This is a genomic window from Pseudomonas sp. GWSMS-1 (assembly GCF_049847425.1).
Classification (GTDB): domain Bacteria; phylum Pseudomonadota; class Gammaproteobacteria; order Pseudomonadales; family Pseudomonadaceae; genus Aquipseudomonas.
In genome coordinates, this window is the sequence record NZ_JBMHHV010000005.1 from 3,784,985 (window position 1) to 3,802,684 (window position 17,700).

General features: G+C 60.2%; 18 protein-coding genes, 1 pseudogene and 1 riboswitch. Of the genes and pseudogenes, 11 read left to right on the forward strand and 8 right to left on the reverse strand.

The window, feature by feature from the left end; all coding sequences use genetic code 11:
- Window positions 1-8: 8 nt before the first annotated feature.
- Together ACEPAJ_RS21285 and ACEPAJ_RS21290 are read right to left on the reverse strand one after the other, a co-directional pair.
- Window positions 9-2,294, reverse strand: a complete 2,286-nt coding sequence (locus ACEPAJ_RS21285) for an ABC transporter permease subunit (protein WP_425917690.1) — start codon at window positions 2,292-2,294, stop codon at window positions 9-11.
- Between the two features lie 258 nt (window positions 2,295-2,552).
- Window positions 2,553-3,521, reverse strand: a complete 969-nt coding sequence (locus ACEPAJ_RS21290; RefSeq protein ID WP_425917692.1) for a PstS family phosphate ABC transporter substrate-binding protein — start codon at window positions 3,519-3,521, stop codon at window positions 2,553-2,555.
- 306 nt (window positions 3,522-3,827) lie between these two features.
- Between ACEPAJ_RS21290 and ACEPAJ_RS21295 the strand changes: the two genes are divergently transcribed.
- Entirely contained in the window at window positions 3,828-4,229 is a 402-nt protein-coding gene (locus tag ACEPAJ_RS21295) for an acyl-CoA thioesterase (RefSeq protein ID WP_090250791.1), read from the forward strand.
- Between the two features lie 58 nt (window positions 4,230-4,287).
- On the opposite strand, the gene ACEPAJ_RS21300 is transcribed toward ACEPAJ_RS21295, so the two are convergent.
- Window positions 4,288-5,388: a TRAP transporter substrate-binding protein gene (locus ACEPAJ_RS21300; protein ID WP_425917694.1), complete on the reverse strand. Its 1,101-nt coding sequence runs from the start codon at window positions 5,386-5,388 to the stop codon at window positions 4,288-4,290.
- A gap of 196 nt (window positions 5,389-5,584) precedes the next feature.
- On the opposite strand from ACEPAJ_RS21300, the gene ACEPAJ_RS21305 reads away from it, so the two are divergent.
- The 3 genes from ACEPAJ_RS21305 (at window position 5,585) to ACEPAJ_RS21315 (ending at window position 8,509) form a co-directional block, all read left to right on the forward strand.
- Window positions 5,585-6,130, forward strand: a complete 546-nt coding sequence (locus tag ACEPAJ_RS21305) for a TRAP transporter small permease subunit (RefSeq protein WP_425917696.1) — start codon at window positions 5,585-5,587, stop codon at window positions 6,128-6,130.
- Window positions 6,123-7,499: a TRAP transporter large permease gene (locus ACEPAJ_RS21310; protein ID WP_274088037.1), complete on the forward strand. Its 1,377-nt coding sequence runs from the start codon at window positions 6,123-6,125 to the stop codon at window positions 7,497-7,499. The genes ACEPAJ_RS21305 and ACEPAJ_RS21310 overlap by 8 nt, the downstream gene beginning before the upstream one ends.
- Before the next feature lie 104 nt (window positions 7,500-7,603).
- Window positions 7,604-8,509, forward strand: coding sequence for a D-hexose-6-phosphate mutarotase (locus tag ACEPAJ_RS21315; protein ID WP_425917698.1), 906 nt, complete (start codon window positions 7,604-7,606; stop codon window positions 8,507-8,509).
- A gap of 38 nt (window positions 8,510-8,547) precedes the next feature.
- Here the strand turns inward: ACEPAJ_RS21315 and ACEPAJ_RS21320 are convergent, their stop codons facing one another.
- The 5 genes and pseudogenes from ACEPAJ_RS21320 to purE form a co-directional block, all read right to left on the reverse strand.
- Entirely contained in the window at window positions 8,548-9,018 is a 471-nt protein-coding gene (locus tag ACEPAJ_RS21320) for an FAD/FMN-containing dehydrogenase (RefSeq protein WP_425917700.1), read from the reverse strand.
- Window positions 9,019-9,034: 16 nt separating this feature from the next.
- Window positions 9,035-9,568, reverse strand: a complete 534-nt coding sequence (locus ACEPAJ_RS21325; protein WP_425917702.1) for a DUF3299 domain-containing protein — start codon at window positions 9,566-9,568, stop codon at window positions 9,035-9,037.
- 34 nt (window positions 9,569-9,602) lie between these two features.
- A complete protein-coding gene (locus tag ACEPAJ_RS21330; RefSeq protein ID WP_411183432.1) occupies window positions 9,603-9,848 on the reverse strand; it encodes a GlsB/YeaQ/YmgE family stress response membrane protein in 246 nt (81 codons plus the stop codon).
- Between the two features lie 114 nt (window positions 9,849-9,962).
- Window positions 9,963-11,047, reverse strand: a pseudogene (locus tag ACEPAJ_RS21335) (5-(carboxyamino)imidazole ribonucleotide synthase).
- Window positions 11,048-11,050: 3 nt separating this feature from the next.
- Window positions 11,051-11,542 carry a 5-(carboxyamino)imidazole ribonucleotide mutase gene (gene purE, locus ACEPAJ_RS21340; protein ID WP_397492081.1) on the reverse strand — a complete coding sequence of 164 codons (492 nt, stop codon included), beginning with the start codon at window positions 11,540-11,542 and terminating at the stop codon, window positions 11,051-11,053.
- A 298-nt stretch (window positions 11,543-11,840) separates the two neighbouring features.
- Between purE and ACEPAJ_RS21345 the strand changes: the two genes are divergently transcribed.
- The 7 genes from ACEPAJ_RS21345 (at window position 11,841) to ACEPAJ_RS21375 (ending at window position 17,611) form a co-directional block, all read left to right on the forward strand.
- Entirely contained in the window at window positions 11,841-12,635 is a 795-nt protein-coding gene (locus ACEPAJ_RS21345; protein ID WP_425917705.1) for a hypothetical protein, read from the forward strand.
- Between the two features lie 473 nt (window positions 12,636-13,108).
- A riboswitch (guanidine-I (ykkC/yxkD leader) is annotated at window positions 13,109-13,217 on the forward strand.
- 65 nt (window positions 13,218-13,282) lie between these two features.
- Window positions 13,283-14,350 (forward strand): putative urea ABC transporter substrate-binding protein, encoded by a 1,068-nt coding sequence (locus ACEPAJ_RS21350; protein ID WP_425917707.1) that lies wholly within the window; start codon window positions 13,283-13,285, stop codon window positions 14,348-14,350.
- A 142-nt stretch (window positions 14,351-14,492) separates the two neighbouring features.
- Complete coding sequence (locus tag ACEPAJ_RS21355) at window positions 14,493-15,308, forward strand: ABC transporter permease (RefSeq protein WP_425917709.1); 816 nt, start codon at window positions 14,493-14,495, stop codon at window positions 15,306-15,308.
- Entirely contained in the window at window positions 15,305-16,108 is an 804-nt protein-coding gene (locus tag ACEPAJ_RS21360) for an ABC transporter ATP-binding protein (protein WP_425917711.1), read from the forward strand. Before ACEPAJ_RS21355 ends, ACEPAJ_RS21360 begins: the two co-directional genes overlap by 4 nt.
- Complete coding sequence (locus ACEPAJ_RS21365) at window positions 16,105-16,833, forward strand: urea amidolyase associated protein UAAP1 (protein ID WP_425917713.1); 729 nt, start codon at window positions 16,105-16,107, stop codon at window positions 16,831-16,833. The genes ACEPAJ_RS21360 and ACEPAJ_RS21365 overlap by 4 nt, the downstream gene beginning before the upstream one ends.
- A gap of 11 nt (window positions 16,834-16,844) precedes the next feature.
- Window positions 16,845-17,480 carry an urea amidolyase associated protein UAAP2 gene (locus tag ACEPAJ_RS21370; RefSeq protein ID WP_425917715.1) on the forward strand — a complete coding sequence of 212 codons (636 nt, stop codon included), beginning with the start codon at window positions 16,845-16,847 and terminating at the stop codon, window positions 17,478-17,480.
- A complete protein-coding gene (locus tag ACEPAJ_RS21375; RefSeq protein ID WP_425917717.1) occupies window positions 17,471-17,611 on the forward strand; it encodes a hypothetical protein in 141 nt (46 codons plus the stop codon). Before ACEPAJ_RS21370 ends, ACEPAJ_RS21375 begins: the two co-directional genes overlap by 10 nt.
- The last annotated feature ends 89 nt before the right edge of the window (window positions 17,612-17,700 follow it).

Genomic DNA, 17,700 nt, shown 5'->3' on the forward strand with positions numbered 1-17,700 from the left:
CCCAAGCCTTAGAGCGAGGCGTACTTGACGCGCAGACGCTGGCGCACCAGTTCTGCCAGGGTGTTCATGACAAAGGTGAAGCCGAGCAGCACCAGCGCCGAGAGGAACAACACGCGGTAGTGAGTACCACCGACTTCCGACTCAGGCATTTCCACCGCCACGTTGGCGGCCAGGGTGCGCAGACCTTCAAAGATGTTCATGTCCATGATGGCGGTGTTACCGGTGGCCATCAGCACGATCATGGTTTCACCAACGGCGCGACCCATGCCGATCATCACCGCCGAGAAGATGCCCGGGCTCGCAGTCAGAATCACCACGCGGGTCAGGGTCTGCCAGGGCGTCGCACCTAGGGCCAGGGAGCCAAAGGTCAGGCTCTTCGGCACGCTGAACACGGCGTCTTCGGCAATCGAGTAAATGGTCGGGATCACCGCAAAACCCATGGCCAGGCCGACCACCAGGGCGTTGCGCTGGTCGAACGGAATGCCCAGATCATTGCTCAGCCACATGCGCATGTTGCCGTCGAACAGCCAGTTTTCCAGATGCCCACTCATGGCCAGCGAGACATAGCCCACCAGCAGGATCACCGGCACCAGCAGCGCCGACTCCCAGCCATCCGGCACGCTCAGGCGGATCGACTCTGGCAGGCGGCTCCACAGGTAGCCGGCCAACATGATGCCAATCGGGGTAAAGATCAGCAGGCTGAAAATGCCGGGTAGGTGCCCTTCGACATAAGGCGCGAGGAACAGGCCGGCGAAGAAACCGAGAATCACCGTCGGCAGCGCTTCCATCAGCTCAATCACCGGCTTGACCTTGCGGCGCAGCACCGGAGCCATGAAGTAGGCGGTGTAGAGCGCGGCGGCAATGGCCAACGGCGCAGCCAGGAGCATGGCGTAGAACGCCGCTTTCAGGGTGCCGAAGGCCAGCGGCGCGAGGCTTAGCTTGGGTTCGTTGTCGGTGCTGGCAGAGGTCGACTGCCAGACGTGGCCAGGCGCGTCATAGTTCTCGTACCAAACCTTGCCCCACAACGAGCTCCAGGAAATTTCCGGGTGCGGGTTGTCGATGATCAAACGCTGCAGCTGGCCATCGCTCTCCACCAGCAAGCGGTTGGCGCGCGGCGATAGGGCCGCCAGAGCCTGACCTTCGGCTACTGGCTCAACCAGCAGGGTGCGGTGCGCGGTGCTGTGGAAGATACCCAGGTTGCCTTTGGCGTCCAGGGCGAAGAAGCCCTTGCGGCGCTCTTCCGGGAGAATCTGCACGATCGGACTGTCGGCCAGCTGGAAGCTGCGAATCGAGGTCAGTGAGGTCTTGCCATCTTCCTGGCGCACCATAAACCACTGGGCGATGCCGCCGCTGCTATCGCCGATCATCAGCGAGATACCACCGAGCAGCGAGGTGGCGTTGCTGACTTCCAGCTTGGCATCAGCGAGCAGCTTGTAGCGGCCGTTGAGACTGTTGCTGCGCATGTCGAAGACATCGGCCGTGGCGCGGCCATTGACGACATAAAGCCACAGGTGGCGAGGGTCGATGATCAGCGCCTTGATTGGCTCGGCGATCTGCGGCAGGGTAACGCGCTCTTCGCTGAGGGTTACCTCGCCGGTCATCATGTTTTCTTCACGACCGAGCTTCAGCACATGCAGCTCGGTGCCGGTGGAACCAGTGAGCATCAAGGTACCGCTGTTCAGACTGACGCCCACGTGATCCAGTTCGCGGCCCTGCGGGTCGAGTTCAATTGGCGCTTCGCCGAACGGATACTCGATGCTCGGCGTGATGGTTTGCACATCATTCGGGTAGCTGAGCTTGTAAACATGCTGGAACACCAGCACCTGGCCGTTGGATAGGCCCAGCGCGACGCGGTTGCTGCCGGGCTGGTCCTGGCCGACTGAAGCAATCCGCACATCCGCAGGGATTGGCAGCTGCACGCTGCTCAGCGGCTGCATCTTCTTCGCGTCGAAGAACTGCACCTTGCCGCTCTGGTCCAGGCGCATGGCCATCTGGTTCTGCTCTTCCAGGGTCAACAGCAGCGGCGCGGCGGCTTCATTCAGCCAGGCAACCTGCACGGGCTTGCGAGTGTCCAGGCTGGCGCCCTGGAACATTGGCAGCACCACATAGGCCAGGTAGAAGAAGATCAGGGTGATGGCGCCGAGCACGGCCATACCACCGATGGAAACCGCCCAGCGGGCGAAACGATCTTTCAGCGCGCGGATACGGCGCTTACGTTGCAAGGCCGGAGTATTGAAGTCCAGCCCGAGGGATTTAGAGGTGGCGGTCATGGTTTCACTAGCCAAGTCATTCATAGGTAAGAGCGCCTCTGCGCAGCCATGAGCGCGCCATAGTGAGTTCTGTCGCTATACGAGGCGCCAACTCTAACGCCACTGTATGACAGAAAAGTTACAGCGCTTTGACAAAGCAACGCCCACCTGTCGTAAACGAAGGTGGGCGTGCGAATTACTTAATGGTCTGCCGTCCCTGGCGATCACCCTTCGGGCCGTCGCTGCGCGACGTTAAAAAGGGTTTGCGACCATTTGTTGGCGTCCTTGCCAGTTAAGCGGTCCTTACAGACCCAGTTCCTTCATGGTTTTCGCAGCCACTTTGCTCGGCAGCGGGATGTAGCCGTCTTTTACGACAACTTCCTGGCCTTGCTTGGACAGCACCAGCTTGATGAACTCAGCGTCCAGCGGGCTCAGCGGCTTGTTCGGAGCCTTGTTAACGTAAACATAGAAGAAGCGAGCCAGCGGGAACTTACCAGCCAGGGCGTTTTCTTCGTTGGCGTCAAAAGCTTCGCCGCCTTTCTTCGACAGTGGCACAGTCTTCACGCTGGACGTCTTGTAGCCGATGCCCGAGTAACCGATGGCGTTGATGGTGCTGGAGATCGACTGCACCACGGAAGCCGAACCTGGCTGCTCGTTGACGTTGGCCTTGAAGTCGCCTTTGCACAGGGCTTCTTCTTTGAAGTAACCGTAGGTACCGGATACCGAGTTACGACCGAACAGCTGGATCGGCTTGGTCGCCCACTCGCCAGTCATGCCCACATCGCCCCAGGTTTTGATATCGGTAGCGCCACCGCACAGACGGGTGCTGGAGAAGATGGCGTCAACCTGAGCCATGTCCAGGGACTTGATCGGGTTATCTTTGTGCACGAAGACCGCCAGGGCATCGATGGCCACCGGTACGGCAGTCGGCTTGTAACCATACTTTTCTTCAAACGCCTGGATCTCGGCATCCTTCATCGCACGGCTCATCGGGCCCATGCTGGCGGTGCCTTCAGTCAACGCAGGTGGCGCGGTAGAGGAGCCGGCAGCCTGAATCTGGATGTTGACGTTTGGGTATTCCTTTTTGAACTCTTCAGCCCACAGCGTCATCAGGTTGGCCAAGGAGTCGGAACCGACGCTGGACAAGTTGCCCGATACGCCGGAAGTCTTGGTGTAGCTCGGCAGAGCCGGGTCGACAGCAGCAACCGCAGTGGCAGTAGCCACGCCAGCGGCGACAAAAGTCATGGCCGCCATCAAACGCTTAAGTTTCATGCCTTACTCCTGAAAAACTAGTGTTGGATTGAACGGGGCCAAGTATCTGTAGGCCGCATGACGACTGTATGTAATCAATATGACAGTTAGATGAATGACACGATGTTTTATCCGTGCCGATGAAAAGACCAGATACCCAATAGCAAAGCGCGATGGTCGCCCTGCGACTGCTGAGTCGTTATACTCGCTGCGCCCGCAGTCCCGCGGGCCTGCGGGCGACCCCGCGATAGCCGCAGAGCCTGACTCGCCGCCACCGCCAAGCCCCGCACCGCGCCAATAACAACAACCGCGCCGTGAGCCTATCTGATGCACGATTTCGAACAGGAAGACCCTATCCCGCAAGGCGACCTGGCTTTGCAAATCACCGCTCTGCCGCGCGAAACCAACGGTTTTGGCGATATCTATGGCGGCTGGCTGGTCTCGCAAATGGACCTGGCCGGCACCGCCATGGCCTGCAAAGTGGCCGGCGGACGCGTGGCCACCGTGGCCATTGACCGCATGGCCTTCCTGGTGCCGGTGGCGGTGGGTGCGCAATTGTCCTTCTATACGCAAACCGTGGAAGTAGGCCGCAGTTCGATCCAGATGCTGGTTGAAGTGTGGAGCGATGACCCGCTATCCAGTGAATGGCGCAAGGTCACCGAAGCGGTGTTCGTGTTTGTCGCCATCGATGGCAGTGGCCGTACCCGTCCAGTTCCGGCACGGCGCTGAGCGCAGATGGCAAACAAAAACGCCGGCTATGAGCCGGCGTTTTGCTGTGCGCTAAGAATCAGCCACGAATGTTGTAGATATCCTTCTCGTTCGACTCGGCGTAGTCGTAAAGACGCTGCAGATAAGCCTTCTGCTGCGCCCACACCTTGCTCGCCACTGGATCGGCTGCGGCGCTGGCGTCGACCACTTCGGCGGCGACCACTTTAAGTTTGGCCAACACTTCATCCGGCAGGCGGCGCACCTCTACGCCCTCACTCTTGAGCTGCTCCATGGCTTCCATGTTCTTGGCGTTGTAATCATCGAGCATGTCACCGTTCACATCGCGCGCAGCAGCACGGACGATGGCCTGCAAGTCAGCCGGCAGGGTTTCCCAGGCCTTGATGTTGATATCCAACTCGAAGGTCACGTTCGGCTCTTGCCAGCCCGGGGTGTAGTAGTACTTGGCGGCTTTGTGCAGGCCCAGCGCCTGGTCGTTGTAGGGGCCAATCCACTCGGTGGCATCGATCGCACCGGTTTGCAGCGCAGTGAAGATTTCACCCGCTGGCATGTTAACCACCGTACCGCCCATTTTGGTCAACACTTCGCCGCCCAGCCCTGGGGTACGCATCTTCAGGCCATTGAAGTCATCAACGCCGTTGATTTCCTTATTGAACCAACCAGCGGTCTGCACGCCTGTCGCACCACAGGCAATCGGCAGTACGCCGAAGGGCTTGTAGGTTTCTTCCCACAGCTGCATACCACCGCCCTTGTGCAGCCAGGCGTTCATTTCCTGGGCATTCGGGCCAAATGGCAGGGCGCAGAAGAACTGTGCGGCCGGGACTTTGCCCTTCCAGTAATAAGGTGCACCGTGGCCCATCTCGGCCGTACCGCGACTGACCGCATCAAACACTTCCAGCGCCGGCACCAGCTCACCCGCGGCATACACCTTGACCTTCAAGCGGCCATTACTCATTTCATTGACCAGCGTGGCGAAACGCTCGGCACCCACACCCACGCCAGGGAAGTTCTTCGGCCAGGACGTGACCATTTTCCAGTTAAACGTTTCAGTGTCAGCGCCTGCCTGGGGCTTACCAGCAGTTTCAGCTTCTTGCTTGCAGCCAGCCAGGGCGGTGGCTGCGAGGCCTACGCCTGCTGCTGCGAGAATTTGACGACGTTTCATGCAATGCTCCTTTATTGTTGTATTGGTTTGACCACAGGATCACTGCGGACCCACCACGCTTGACTAAAATAGGCCTAAGAACCTCTCAAGCCTAGCGGATACGACTAAAGTTGCAGGGCCATTGCCGCACATACCCGGGCCTGCCTAAAATCGCCGCCCCGCCTGCTTAAACAGCTCATAACCATAAGGACTTATGATGTCCGACAAACCGCCTCTGCTGCTCGGCCTTGCTCGTCTGATCGATTCACTCAATGCCAATTTAGGTAAAGCCTGTGCCTGGCTGACCCTGTTTTTGGTACTCGGCACCGCCATCGTGGTGGTATTGCGTTACGGTTTTGGCATCGGTGCAACCGCACTGCAAGAAGCCGTGCTGTATGCCCACGCCTTGGTCTTTATGGGCGCCGCCGCCTGGGTGTTGCAGCGCAACGGCCATGTGCGTGTCGATATCTTCTATCAGAACTTCAGCCCACGCCGTAAAGCCCTGGTCGACAGCCTCGGCACGCTGTTATTTCTGCTGCCGGTCTGCCTGTTTCTGGGCTGGGCCAGTTGGGGTTACGTCAGCAATTCGTGGGCGACCCTAGAAGGCTCCAGCGAATCTGGTGGCCTGAAATTCGTCTATTTGCAGAAGAGCATCATCTTGGTCCTCATCATCAGCCTGGTCTTGCAAGGCATTTCAGATTTGATCAAATTCGCCAATATCCTCCTCGGCCGCCTACCTACCGAGGAGGTGACCCATGGCTGAATTAATGGCAATTCTGCTGTTTATCAGTATCTGCGCAGCCTTGATGGCGGGCTACCCGGTGGCCTTCACCCTCGGCGGCGTCTCGCTGCTGTTTGCCGGCATCGGCATCCTCATCGGCGCCTTCGATGGCAGCTACCTGAGCGCGCTGCCTAACCGGCTGTTCGGCATCATGAACAACCAGACGATGCTGGCGGTGCCGCTGTTCGTGTTTATGGGCGTGATGCTGGAGAAGTCCAGGGTCGCCGAAGACCTGCTGGAGTCCATGTCGCGGCTGTTCGGCACCTTGCGCGGCGGCCTGGCCATTTCCGTCTGCGTGGTGGGCGCCCTGCTCGCCGCCAGTACCGGCATTGTCGGCGCCACCGTAGTAACCATGGGCCTGCTGGCCCTGCCAACCATGCTCCGGCGCGGTTATGACCCGGCGATTGCCACCGGCACCCTGGCGGCTACCGGCACATTAGGGCAGATCATTCCACCGTCTATCGTGCTGGTACTGCTGGGTGATGTGATGTCCAGCGCCTACTCCCAAGCCCAGCTGAAGATGGGTATTTTCTCGCCGAAGACCGTCTCGGTGGGCGACCTGTTTGTCGGCGCGCTGCTGCCCGGCTTGCTGCTGGTGGGGCTGTATATCGTGTACATCATCGGTGTCGCGATCTTCCAGCCGAAGAAGCTGCCCGCCTTGCCACAGGAGGAGCTCGGGCCGATTGAGTGGGGCAAGCTGATCAACGCGCTGGTACCACCACTGCTGCTGATCGGCGCAGTACTCGGCTCGATCCTTGCCGGTTACGCCACCCCGACCGAAGCCGCCGCGCTGGGCGCATTGGGCGCAATGGTGCTGGCGTTCTGCAAGGGCAAGCTGAACTTCGGCCAACTGCGTGAAGTGGCCTCTGGCACCACGGAAATCAGCGCCATGGTCTTTATGATCCTGATTGGCGCGTCACTGTTTTCCCTAGTGTTCCGCGGCTTCGGCGGCGAGGCGATGATCGAAGATGTATTCGCCCAATTACCCGGTGGCGTGCTCGGCGCGTTCTTCCTGGTGATGGTGGTGATCTTCCTGCTCGGCTTTATCCTCGACTTTATCGAGATCACCTTTGTGGTGGTGCCGATTGTCGGCCCGGTATTGCTGGCCATGGGCCTGGACCCGGTATGGCTGGGCGTGATGATCGCGCTTAACCTGCAGACCTCCTTCCTCACCCCGCCGTTCGGCTTCGCGCTGTTCTACCTGCGTGGCGTCACCCCGGCCTCCGTACCAACCAGCACCATTTATAAGGGTGTGCTGCCATTTATCCTGATCCAGATCTTTCTGCTCGTGCTCGCCTACCAGTTCCCAGGGTTGATCACCTGGCTGCCAGAGCAGGTCTACGGTAAGTAATCTATGCGCCATCACAAAACGCCCGTCGCTGACGGGCGTTTTGCTTTCTGCGCGCAAGCTGGGCTCCAATAGCCGTCTTTATTTCTTCTGATGCGAGTATGCCAATGGCCAGGTCCCACGTTGAACGCCTCGAACTGGATGAGCTGACCGGCTGGCGCGCGCGCTACGCGGGTACCGAACTGCTGATCAGCCAGCAAGGCGCGCAGATCCTCAGCTACCAGGAGGATGATCAACCACCGCTGATCTGGCTCAGTGAGCAAGCCGCTTATAAGCGCGGCCAGGGCGTACGCGGCGGCGTGCCCGTTTGCTGGCCATGGTTTGGCAGCCTGCAACGCAATCCACAGGCCGTACAGGCCATGCACCGCCAACCTGCACACGCACCCGCCCACGGCCTGATACGAGGCCTCGACTGGCAACTACAGGGGATTGATAGCAACGAGGACGGTATCTGCCTCGACTTTGTCTTCAACACAGCAGATCAGCCACTGACTGACTGGCCCCACGCAGCTGAACTGCACCTGCGTATTCGCCTGGATGGCCGCCTGCACCTCGAACTCACTAGCCGCAACCTGAGCGACACACCACTGGCCATCAGCCAGGCGCTGCACAGCTATTTTGCCGTCAGCGATATTCGTCAGGTCAGCGTCGAGGGCCTGCACGGCTGCCGCTATATCGAAACCCTGGAAGACTGGCAGACTCGCCAGCAAGAGGGACCGCTGCAGTTCAACCGCGAAACCGACCGCATCTACCTAGACACGCCAGAATCACTGAGCATCCTCGACCCCACCTGGCAACGGCGCATTCAGCTGCATAGCCACGGCTCGCAATCGGCGGTGCTGTGGAACCCCTGGATCGACAAGGCACAACGACTCTCACAATTTGCCGCCGATGCCTGGCAAGGCATGCTGTGTATCGAACACGCCAATGTCATGGACGACATCTGCCTACTGGCCGCAGGCGCACAGCATCAGCTCAACGTCAGTATCTGGGCTGAACCGCTGGAGGGCTGAAGTAGTCAGCTACATGACACGCCAAAGACCGCCCACGCTTACTGCGGCGCTACAGCTTCAAGCGCCTGCGCCAACTCACTAGCATCGGTAAAGCTGCGCTGCCCCTGCAACTTGCCGTCTCGCAGGTCGAGCCACAGCACGCTGGCGGTGTCTACTGGGTAGCGCGGGGTGATGCGGGCGTCGCGGTCGAGGAGGATGCGGTAGTTGTAGTCGCGCATTTTGGGGAGGGCGAACAGAGTCGCAATCACCTTGGGCATACGGCTGATATCGGCGAGAAAGACGGTGTGGCGCTGTTCCAGATAGCCTTTGGGCTTGCCTTGCAAGGCGGCGTCGACCAGTTTGGCGGCGCCCATGCTTTGAGCCACCAGCAGCACCTGCAGTTGGTTGTCGAGGGTGTAGGCCTGGTCATGCTGGTCCAACAGGGTCCAGGGCGCTAGGCGCTCGCCGGTTTCCAGGGCCATGGCGCTGGCAGAGATCAGGAACAGCAGCAGAACAAGAGCAGCTTTCATGGATGGAACTCCAGGCTTATAGGTCGTCATCGGTTACCACTCTGACCGCGTCCGCCTGCATGGCATACGCGGCGTCCGCCAGTTCATTGTTGACCTGCTCGACCTTCAGCGTGCCGCTGACCCACAGCGGTGCGTAGATGTCTTCCAGTTCGATACCTTTGGGGTAGCGAACGAGTACAAGCTGATTCGGTGGCGGTGGCGGGACATGGATACAAGCGCCAGGATAGGGCACCAGAAAGAACAGCGTACTGCGGCCTTCTCGGTCAGTTTCCAGCGGCACGGGGTAGCCGCCAAGGCGCAGCGTTTTGCCATTCAGGGCGGCGACGGTGCTCGTCGAGTACATCACCGCGGGTAGGTTGTTATCTTGCTGTTTGAGGCCGCCGGGGTTGTAGAACGCGCTGTCTTGCTCGGCGCCCTGGTGGTCGATTTCCGGCATGGCTTCCAATGCCGCCCGGTCTTGCGGCGGCATCAGCTCCAGCCAATCGGTTTCCGGCAGCTCGGCACAGGCCAGGGTGCTGATAAACAGCAAGGGTAACAACAGATAACGCATCGATGGGCTCACAGGGCGGCGGAGTGAAAGGGCATCAGCCCTTTTTGACTGCGCCGTAGATTACCAGCAACACCACTGCGCCGATCACCGCGCCGATAAAGCCGGCAGACTCACCGACTTTGTAGATGCCCAGCGCCTGGCCGCCATAGGTGGCAGCGATTGAGCCGCAGACACCGAGCAAGATGGTCATGATCCAGCCCATGCTGTCGTTGCCAGGTTTGATAAAGCGCGCGATCAAGCCGACGATCAGGCCGATAAAGATAATGCCGAGAATGCTCATGACGCTGTACTCCACGTCTGTTACAGGGATGCCAATAATGGCGTTAGGCAATCAGACGAAAATCATGCGCCAAGGTTCCATCTGACGCCGCCGCGCTGGCGGCGTCAGTCGGATTCAGGCCTTGGTGATCAACGCCTCGACGGCAGCAATTTGCTTGTCGAGGGTGGCGCGATCCGCACAGCGCAGGGTGGCGTGGCCAACCTTGCGCCCGGCCTTGAAGGCCTTGCCATAGTGGTGCAAGCGGCAGCCATCGATAGCGATAACCTGCTCAACTGGCGGCACGCTGCCGAGGAAGTTGAGCATCGCACTCTCGCCAACTTTGGCGGTCGAGCCCAGCGGCAGGCCGGCGACGGCGCGCAGGTGGTTCTCGAACTGGCTGCACTCGGCGCCTTCGATGGTCCAGTGCCCCGAGTTGTGGACGCGCGGGGCGATTTCGTTGGCTTTCAGGCCGCCATCGACTTCAAAGAACTCGAAGGCCAGCACGCCGACGTAGTCGAGCTTAGTCAGCACACGGCCGACGTAATCTTCGGCCAGCGCCTGCAACGGGTGATCGGTGCTGGCGATCGACAAGGCCAGCACGCCGCTGTCGTGACGGTTGTGCACCAGCGGGTAGAAACGCGTTTCACCACCACGGGCGCGCACCGCTACCAACGAGACTTCGCCGGTGAACGGTACAAAGCCTTCAAGAATGCACGGCACGCTGCCCAGTTCGGCAAAGGCGCCGGTGACGTCCTCAGGCTTGCGCAGAACCTTCTGGCCCTTACCGTCGTAACCCAGGGTGCGGGTCTTCATCACCGCCGGTAAACCGATGGCGGCCACGGCAGCATCCAGGTCGGCTTGCGACTGGATATCGGCGAAGTCCGGGGTGGGAATGCCCAGGTCCTTGAACATGGACTTTTCAAACCAGCGATCACGGGCGATGCGCAGGGCTTCGGCGCTCGGGTAGACCGGGACGAACTGCGAGAGGAAGGCCACGGTTTCGGCCGGTACGCTCTCGAACTCGAAGGTCACCAGGTCGACTTCGTCAGCCAACTGGCGCAGGTGATCCTGATCGCCATAATCGGCGCGGATATGCTCACCAACGCTTGCGCGCAGGCGTCCGGCGCGGGGTCGAGGAAGGCGAAGTTCATCCCCAGTGGGGTGCCTGCCAGCGCCATCATACGGCCCAGTTGGCCGCCACCGATTATGCCGATCTTCATGGGTTAGGCCTCACGCGGGTCCGGGTTGTCCAATACGGTTTCGGTCTGTTCCTGGCGGAACTGCTTGAGCGCCGCGTGGAACTGCGGATGCTGGTGACCGAGAATGCTTGCCGCGAGCAGCGCCGCATTCACCGCGCCTGCCTTGCCGATGGCCAAGGTAGCGACTGGAATACCGGCTGGCATTTGCACGATCGACAGCAACGAGTCGACACCCGAGAGCACAGCGCTTTGCACAGGCACGCCGAGTACCGGCAGGTGGGTCTTGGCCGCACACATGCCCGGCAGGTGCGCCGCGCCGCCGGCACCGGCGATGATCACCTGAATGCCACGCTCGTCTGCTTGCTCGGCATACTGGAACAGCAGGTCCGGGGTGCGGTGGGCAGAAACCACCTTCACTTCGTACGGAATGCCTAGCTTATCCAGCATCTCGGCGGTGTGGCTAAGGGTGGACCAATCGGACTTGGAGCCCATGATCACGCCAACCAGTGCGCTCATCGTCGTGCCTCTTCTCAAATGCGCCCGCAGGCGCGGCAAAAACCAACAAGCCACGCGGGAAAACCGGCGTGGCTTGTGTGCGAATTCCGACCGGTGCGACCGGCCAAAGGCCGCGCAGTATACCGTAAAGCCCCAGCAGGCGCGCACCCCTGCCAACCGTTTGTCGAAGCACACGCCGAACCCCATCACAGTGCACTAAACCACCCGTTTGCAGGCACCACGAGCAGACTCCGCGCACAAATCGACAGCACGACTCTGGCTATACTGGGCGCCCTTTTCATCCAACAAGGACGCCACCATGACAAGGCTGTCACTGCTACTCAGTGCATCACTGCTCACCCTCAACGCCAGCGCGATGGAACTGGCCAAGTACCCGCAGGCGTTCAATGCCGGCAACGGTATCAGCGTCATCGTGGCGCCCAGCAGCGACAACGCACAGGCGCTGGTTCAGGTCAGCGGCATCAATCACCCCCTTGATGAAGTGGTCATCCTCACCACCATCAAGGATCGCGGCAACGATGACCGCGACTACAGCACCACCCTCAATGGCAGCGCTTACAACATGCTGGTCAAACGTCAAGACTGGGGTGGCGAGCGCGTCAAACTCTACCTGCCGAATACCGACGGTTTCGAGCTGGGCTTCGATGCAGACAAGAGCAAGACAGCCAAGCCGGCCAGCCTATTGGCGCTCTATGAGCAGCAGAAAAAACAAGGTATTCAGGAGCAGCTGAGCCGCTTTGACCGTGAACAACGCGTGGCCGACTTCACCGCGCAATTGCAACAAATCGATCAGGACGCCTCGAAAACCTGCGGCACTGCGCTGCACACCCAGGTTGACTGGCAGGCGCTTGATGACGAGAAGCTCAAACGCCTCAGCGTGCCGAGCTTCTGCGGTGAAGTCGTGCGGCAGATGGCGTACCTCTGCGAAAACAATGCTGACTACAAGACCCAAGCCAAACAGCTCAGCAGCGTGCAGTGCAGCTTTGCTGACGCGTTAAAGCTGCGCGAGAAGGATGCAAACCTGGTGTTTACCACCCATGAAAAAGCCCCCAACCAAGGCGATTTTATCAACGCGTTCCTGCGCAACCGCTAGGCCTTCCCCGGCAGTGGCCTGCATCACGGGCCGCTGCCAACCCCACAGCATAATTCTTGCGCCGTTCTGAGCATTCTGAACCGTTACGGCCGTACTGATGTTGCATGCCCACCTGACCACACTGCATGTATCGCTCTATGGCATGGTCTGTTACGCCGTGCCGCCGAAAGCCTCCTTGGGTGGCGCTCACGTCGTGCTGGTCGTCCCGGCTTCCCACTCTGCCTCCGGTAAGGCAAAGGGTGCGGTACAGCTCGAAAGCTTTTTAAAGCTTCACCACGGGTGCGGCTACCTTACAGCCCCGCTACACGCACCAAAGCATCGCGCACCGCACCAGTAAAGCGCACATCTTCCGTTCTACACACACCCCGCTCACGCGATAAACGATACAGAACTGGTATGTATTGAACTGGCACGCAATTCGCTTCCACTCCCACATGCAGGAGTAACCCTTCGGGGTAGCGGCACCACAATTTGCAATAGCCGACTAGGGTTCCGGTCCGCGATCAAATGATCTGCGGATGACTGGTCCGAGAGTTGGCGACCTCCTTCGAGGTTACACGGCGGGATAAAAGCCCGGGAGAACGCGCCCCATTTGTGGGGATCCGCAGTGCACTCCTGCCCGCTCATTTCGAACTGGAGGTTCCACCATGCGTAAGACCCGTCTGTGTTCAGTGCTCGCCGCCGGCCTCGCTGCCGCCATCAGCCTCAATAGCCACGCCGCGCCGAAGCCCGACTTCAGCGTCTGCTGGACCATCTACGCCGGCTGGATGCCCTGGGAATATGGCGCAGCAGAAGGCATTGTCGACAAGTGGGCGAAAAAGTACGACATCAACATTGATGTGGTGCAGATCAACGATTACGTCGAATCGATCAACCAGTACAGCGCCGGGCAGTTCGACGGCTGCACCATGACCAATATGGACGCCCTGACCATTCCAGCGGCCGGTGGCGTGGACAGCACCGCACTGATCATCGGTGACTTCTCCAATGGCAATGACGGCATTGTGGTCAAAGGCGAGAAGAAAACCCTGGGCGATCTCAAAGGCCAAAACGTCAACCTGGTCGAACTGTCCGTGTCGCACTATCTGCTGGCGCGCGGCCTGGAAAAAGCCGGGCTCAGCGAAAAAGACCTGACCGTGGTCAACACCTCGGACGCCGACTTGGTCGCTGCTTTCTCTACCGACGACGTCACCGCTGTGACCACCTGGAACCCACTGCTGGCGGAAATCGAAGCCACCCCAAACGTCACCAAGGTGTTTGACTCCAGCCAGATCCCCGGTGAAATCATCGACCTGATGGTGGTCAACAGCGACACACTCAAGGACAACCCGGCTTTCGGCAAAGCGCTGACCGGCGCCTGGTACGAAATCATGGCCACCATGAGCGCCGATACCCCAGCCGGCATTGCTGCGCGCGAGCAGATGGCCAAGGCCTCCGGTACCGACCTCGCGGGCTACGACGCACAACTGGCCGCAACCAAGATGTTCTACAGCGCCAAGGATGCCGTGGCCTTCGCCAACAGCCCGAAACTGCCGGCGACTATGACCAAGGTGGCGGAATTTTCCTTCGGCCACGGCCTGCTCGGCGAAGGTGCAAAGAGTGCCGACGCCATCGGCATGAGCTTTGCCAGAGGCGTGGCCACCGGCGACAAGGCCAACCTCAAGCTGCGCTTTGACCCGAGCTATATGCAGATGGCGGCTGACGGCACGCTGTAACCAGGCGCTTTTGCGTAAACGGCACCCCGTAGGGTGGATCGGGGCGCGTAGCTGACGCCTCCCCCATCCACCCTACGAGGTGCCCCCACGGTGGATGAAAAAAGCGTCATCCACCCTACGCACTACGTACGACGAGATAACTATGCGCCTGATCAACCGCCACCCGGATCGCAGCGGCCGCCTGCTGCTGATCCTGCTGCCGTTCGCCCTGCTGCTGTTTGCCTACTTCGCAGGCTCAACAGCGCGCTTGGCGGAAAACCCCAACGACAAACTGCTGCCCAGCGCCGGCCAAATGGTCAGCGCAATTGATCGCCTGGCCTTCACCGAGGACAAGCGCAGCGGCAAGTACCTGTTCTGGGAAGACAGCGCCTCCAGCCTCAAGCGCCTCGGCATGGGCATCGGCATCGCTGCTCTAGCCGGGCTGTGCCTAGGCATCACCGCCGGTATTTTGCCGTTGTTCAGTGCACCGCTTTCGCCGTTACTCACCGTGTTATCAATGATCCCACCGCTGGCGATTCTACCCATTCTGTTCATTACCTTCGGCCTCGGCGAACTGTCTAAGGTGATGCTGATCGTGATCGGCATCACCCCCATCCTGGCCCGTGACTTAGAACAACGCGCCCGCGAGATCCCTACCGAAATCCTGATCAAGGCGCAGACCCTCGGCGCCAGCACCTGGACCCTGATTCTGCGTGTGGTACTGCCACAACTGCTGCCGCGCCTGCTGATCGCCCTGCGCCTGGTACTGGGCTCCGCATGGCTGTTCCTGATTGCCGCCGAAGCCATCGCCAGCACGGACGGTCTCGGCTATCGCATCTTCCTCGTACGTCGCTATATGGCGATGGACGTGATCCTGCCCTACGTGGCGTGGATCACCCTGCTCGCCTGGCTGATGGACTTGGGGCTGCGCCGCCTGACCCAGCTGTGCTTCCCCTGGTTTGAGGGGAGCAAGGCATGAGCACTCTAAAAAGCAGCGCGTTTATCGAAGTGAAAAACGTCTGGCAGGAATACGCCGACCAAGTGGTACTTGAGCGCCTGAACCTGAGCATCAATGAAGGCGAGTTCTGCACGCTTGTTGGGGCCTCCGGCTGCGGCAAGTCGACCTTCCTGCGCCTGTTGCTGGGGCAGGAGCGCGCCAGCCGTGGCGAAATTCTACTCGCCGGACAGCCGCTGGCCGGCGAACCCGATAGCAGCCGCGGCGTGGTGTTCCAGCGCTACTCTGTGTTCCCACATTTAAGCGTGCTGAACAACGTCACCATCGGCCTGGAGCTGCCGCGCTCACCGCTTCTCGGCCGTCTGTTCGGCAGCGCCAAACGCGAAGCGCGCGAGCAGGCGGCAGCAATCCTCACGAAAGTCGGCCTCGGCCACGCGCTGGATAAATACCCCAGCCAACTCTCAGGCGGCATGCAGCAACGCCTGGCCATTGCCCAGGCGCTGATCATGCAGCCGCGTGTGCTGCTGCTCGACGAACCCTTCGGCGCGCTCGATCCGGGTATCCGTAAGGACATGCACCGAATGCTGCTGGAGTTGTGGCGCGAAACCAAACTGACCGTGTTTATGGTCACCCACGACCTGAGTGAAGGCTTCAGCCTAGGCACGCGCCTACTGGTATTCGATAAGACTCGCATCGACCCGCACGCACCGAATGCCTTTGGTGCGCGCATCACCTACGACATTCCCCTGAACAGCGACCGCCGCGCCGCCGTCGCCAGCCTGCCGGCGCATCTCGGCGCGCACCTGCAAGGAGTTAACCCATGACTGCCGCACTTAGCCTGCGCCCCACGCTTTATGAAGAACTCGTTCCCGGCGGTGGCCACACCTCCTTCGTCCTCAAGCGCGGCCAACTGCTGCGCATCACCGACCTCGAAGGCAACGCCAACGTCAGCCTGCTGCTGCTCAATGCCTGCGAGAAAAGCGAACGGCTGAATCTACCGGACACCCTCAAGTGCCAACACACCGCCAAGCTCACCGCCGGCCATTGCCTGTACTCGGATATGGGCCGCGTACTGGCCGCCATCACCGCTGACACCTGCGGCTGGCATGACAGCTTCGGCGGCATACTCAACGCCGCTGAAGTTGCCGAGAAATATGGCGCCGGGCGCTACCAGGAACTGCGCAACGGCTTCTTCCGCAATGGCGTGGACAACCTGCTGGTGGAAATGGGCAAGTGGAACCTCAACCTGCAAGACCTGCTGATGAACCTCAACCTGTTCAGCAAGGTCAGCGTCGACGCGGATGGGCGCTTCCATTTCGAACCCGGCAACTCCAAGGCCGGCGACTACATCGAGCTATACGCGCCGATGGACACCTTGGTGGTACTCACCGCCCTGCAACACCCCATGGACCCCAACCCCGAATACGCGCCCAAGCCAGTGCAACTGCGCTGGAGCCGCGTCGAGAGCGACGGCATCAGCGTGCTCTGCCGCACTTCGCGCCCGGAAAACGCGCGTGGCTTCCATAACACCGAACGTCAGTATCTCTGAGGGCTGCGCACATGAATTTAATTGAAAGCCCTCTGCAGCCTGAAGCCGCTTTGTACCGCCACGAAATCCCAGCCGGCGAACCGTTCCTCTGCGAAGTCAAAGCCGGACAAACCTTACGCCTGCTCGACCTCGAAGGTAATCAGGCGGTCGATACGCTGTTCTTCAGCGCCCGCAACCCACGCGAGCGTTTCGACCCGCAACGCACCCTGCGCAAACAGAACAGCGTCTACCTAACCAGCGGCACCGTTCTCTACTCCAACCTGGGCAACCCGCTGCTGACCATCAGTGCCGACACCTGTGGCCGCCACGACACCCTCGGCGGCGCCTGCGCCCAGGAGAGCAACACCGTTCGCTACGCACTGGATAAGCGCTATATGCACAGCTGCCGCGATAACTTCCTGCGCGCCAGCCTGCACGACGGCCGCCTGGAGAAGCGTGACATCGGCGCCAACATCAACTTTTTTATGAACGTACCTGTCACGCCGGACGGCGGCCTGACCTTCGAGGACGGCATCTCTGCACCGGGCAAGTACGTCGAACTGGTCGCGCACATGGACGTCATCGTACTGATCTCCAACTGCCCGCAACTGAACAACCCGTGCAACGGCTGGAACCCAACCCCGGCCGAGGTGCTGGTATGGGACTGATCGATCACCCGGTGGATAACGCTTCGCGGTTATCCGCCCTGCGCACGTTGCGCACATGGCTGTTTCACCTGTGCCAGAGCCGCTCGGGGCAGGTGTTGGAAGATAAGCCTAAGCGCGACACAACACCGTAGGAGGGGCTTCAGCCGCGAGTTCTTAGAACGAAGGCATCGCGGCTAAAGCCCTTCCTACGAAGAACATAACAGCACCGTGCACACATTCA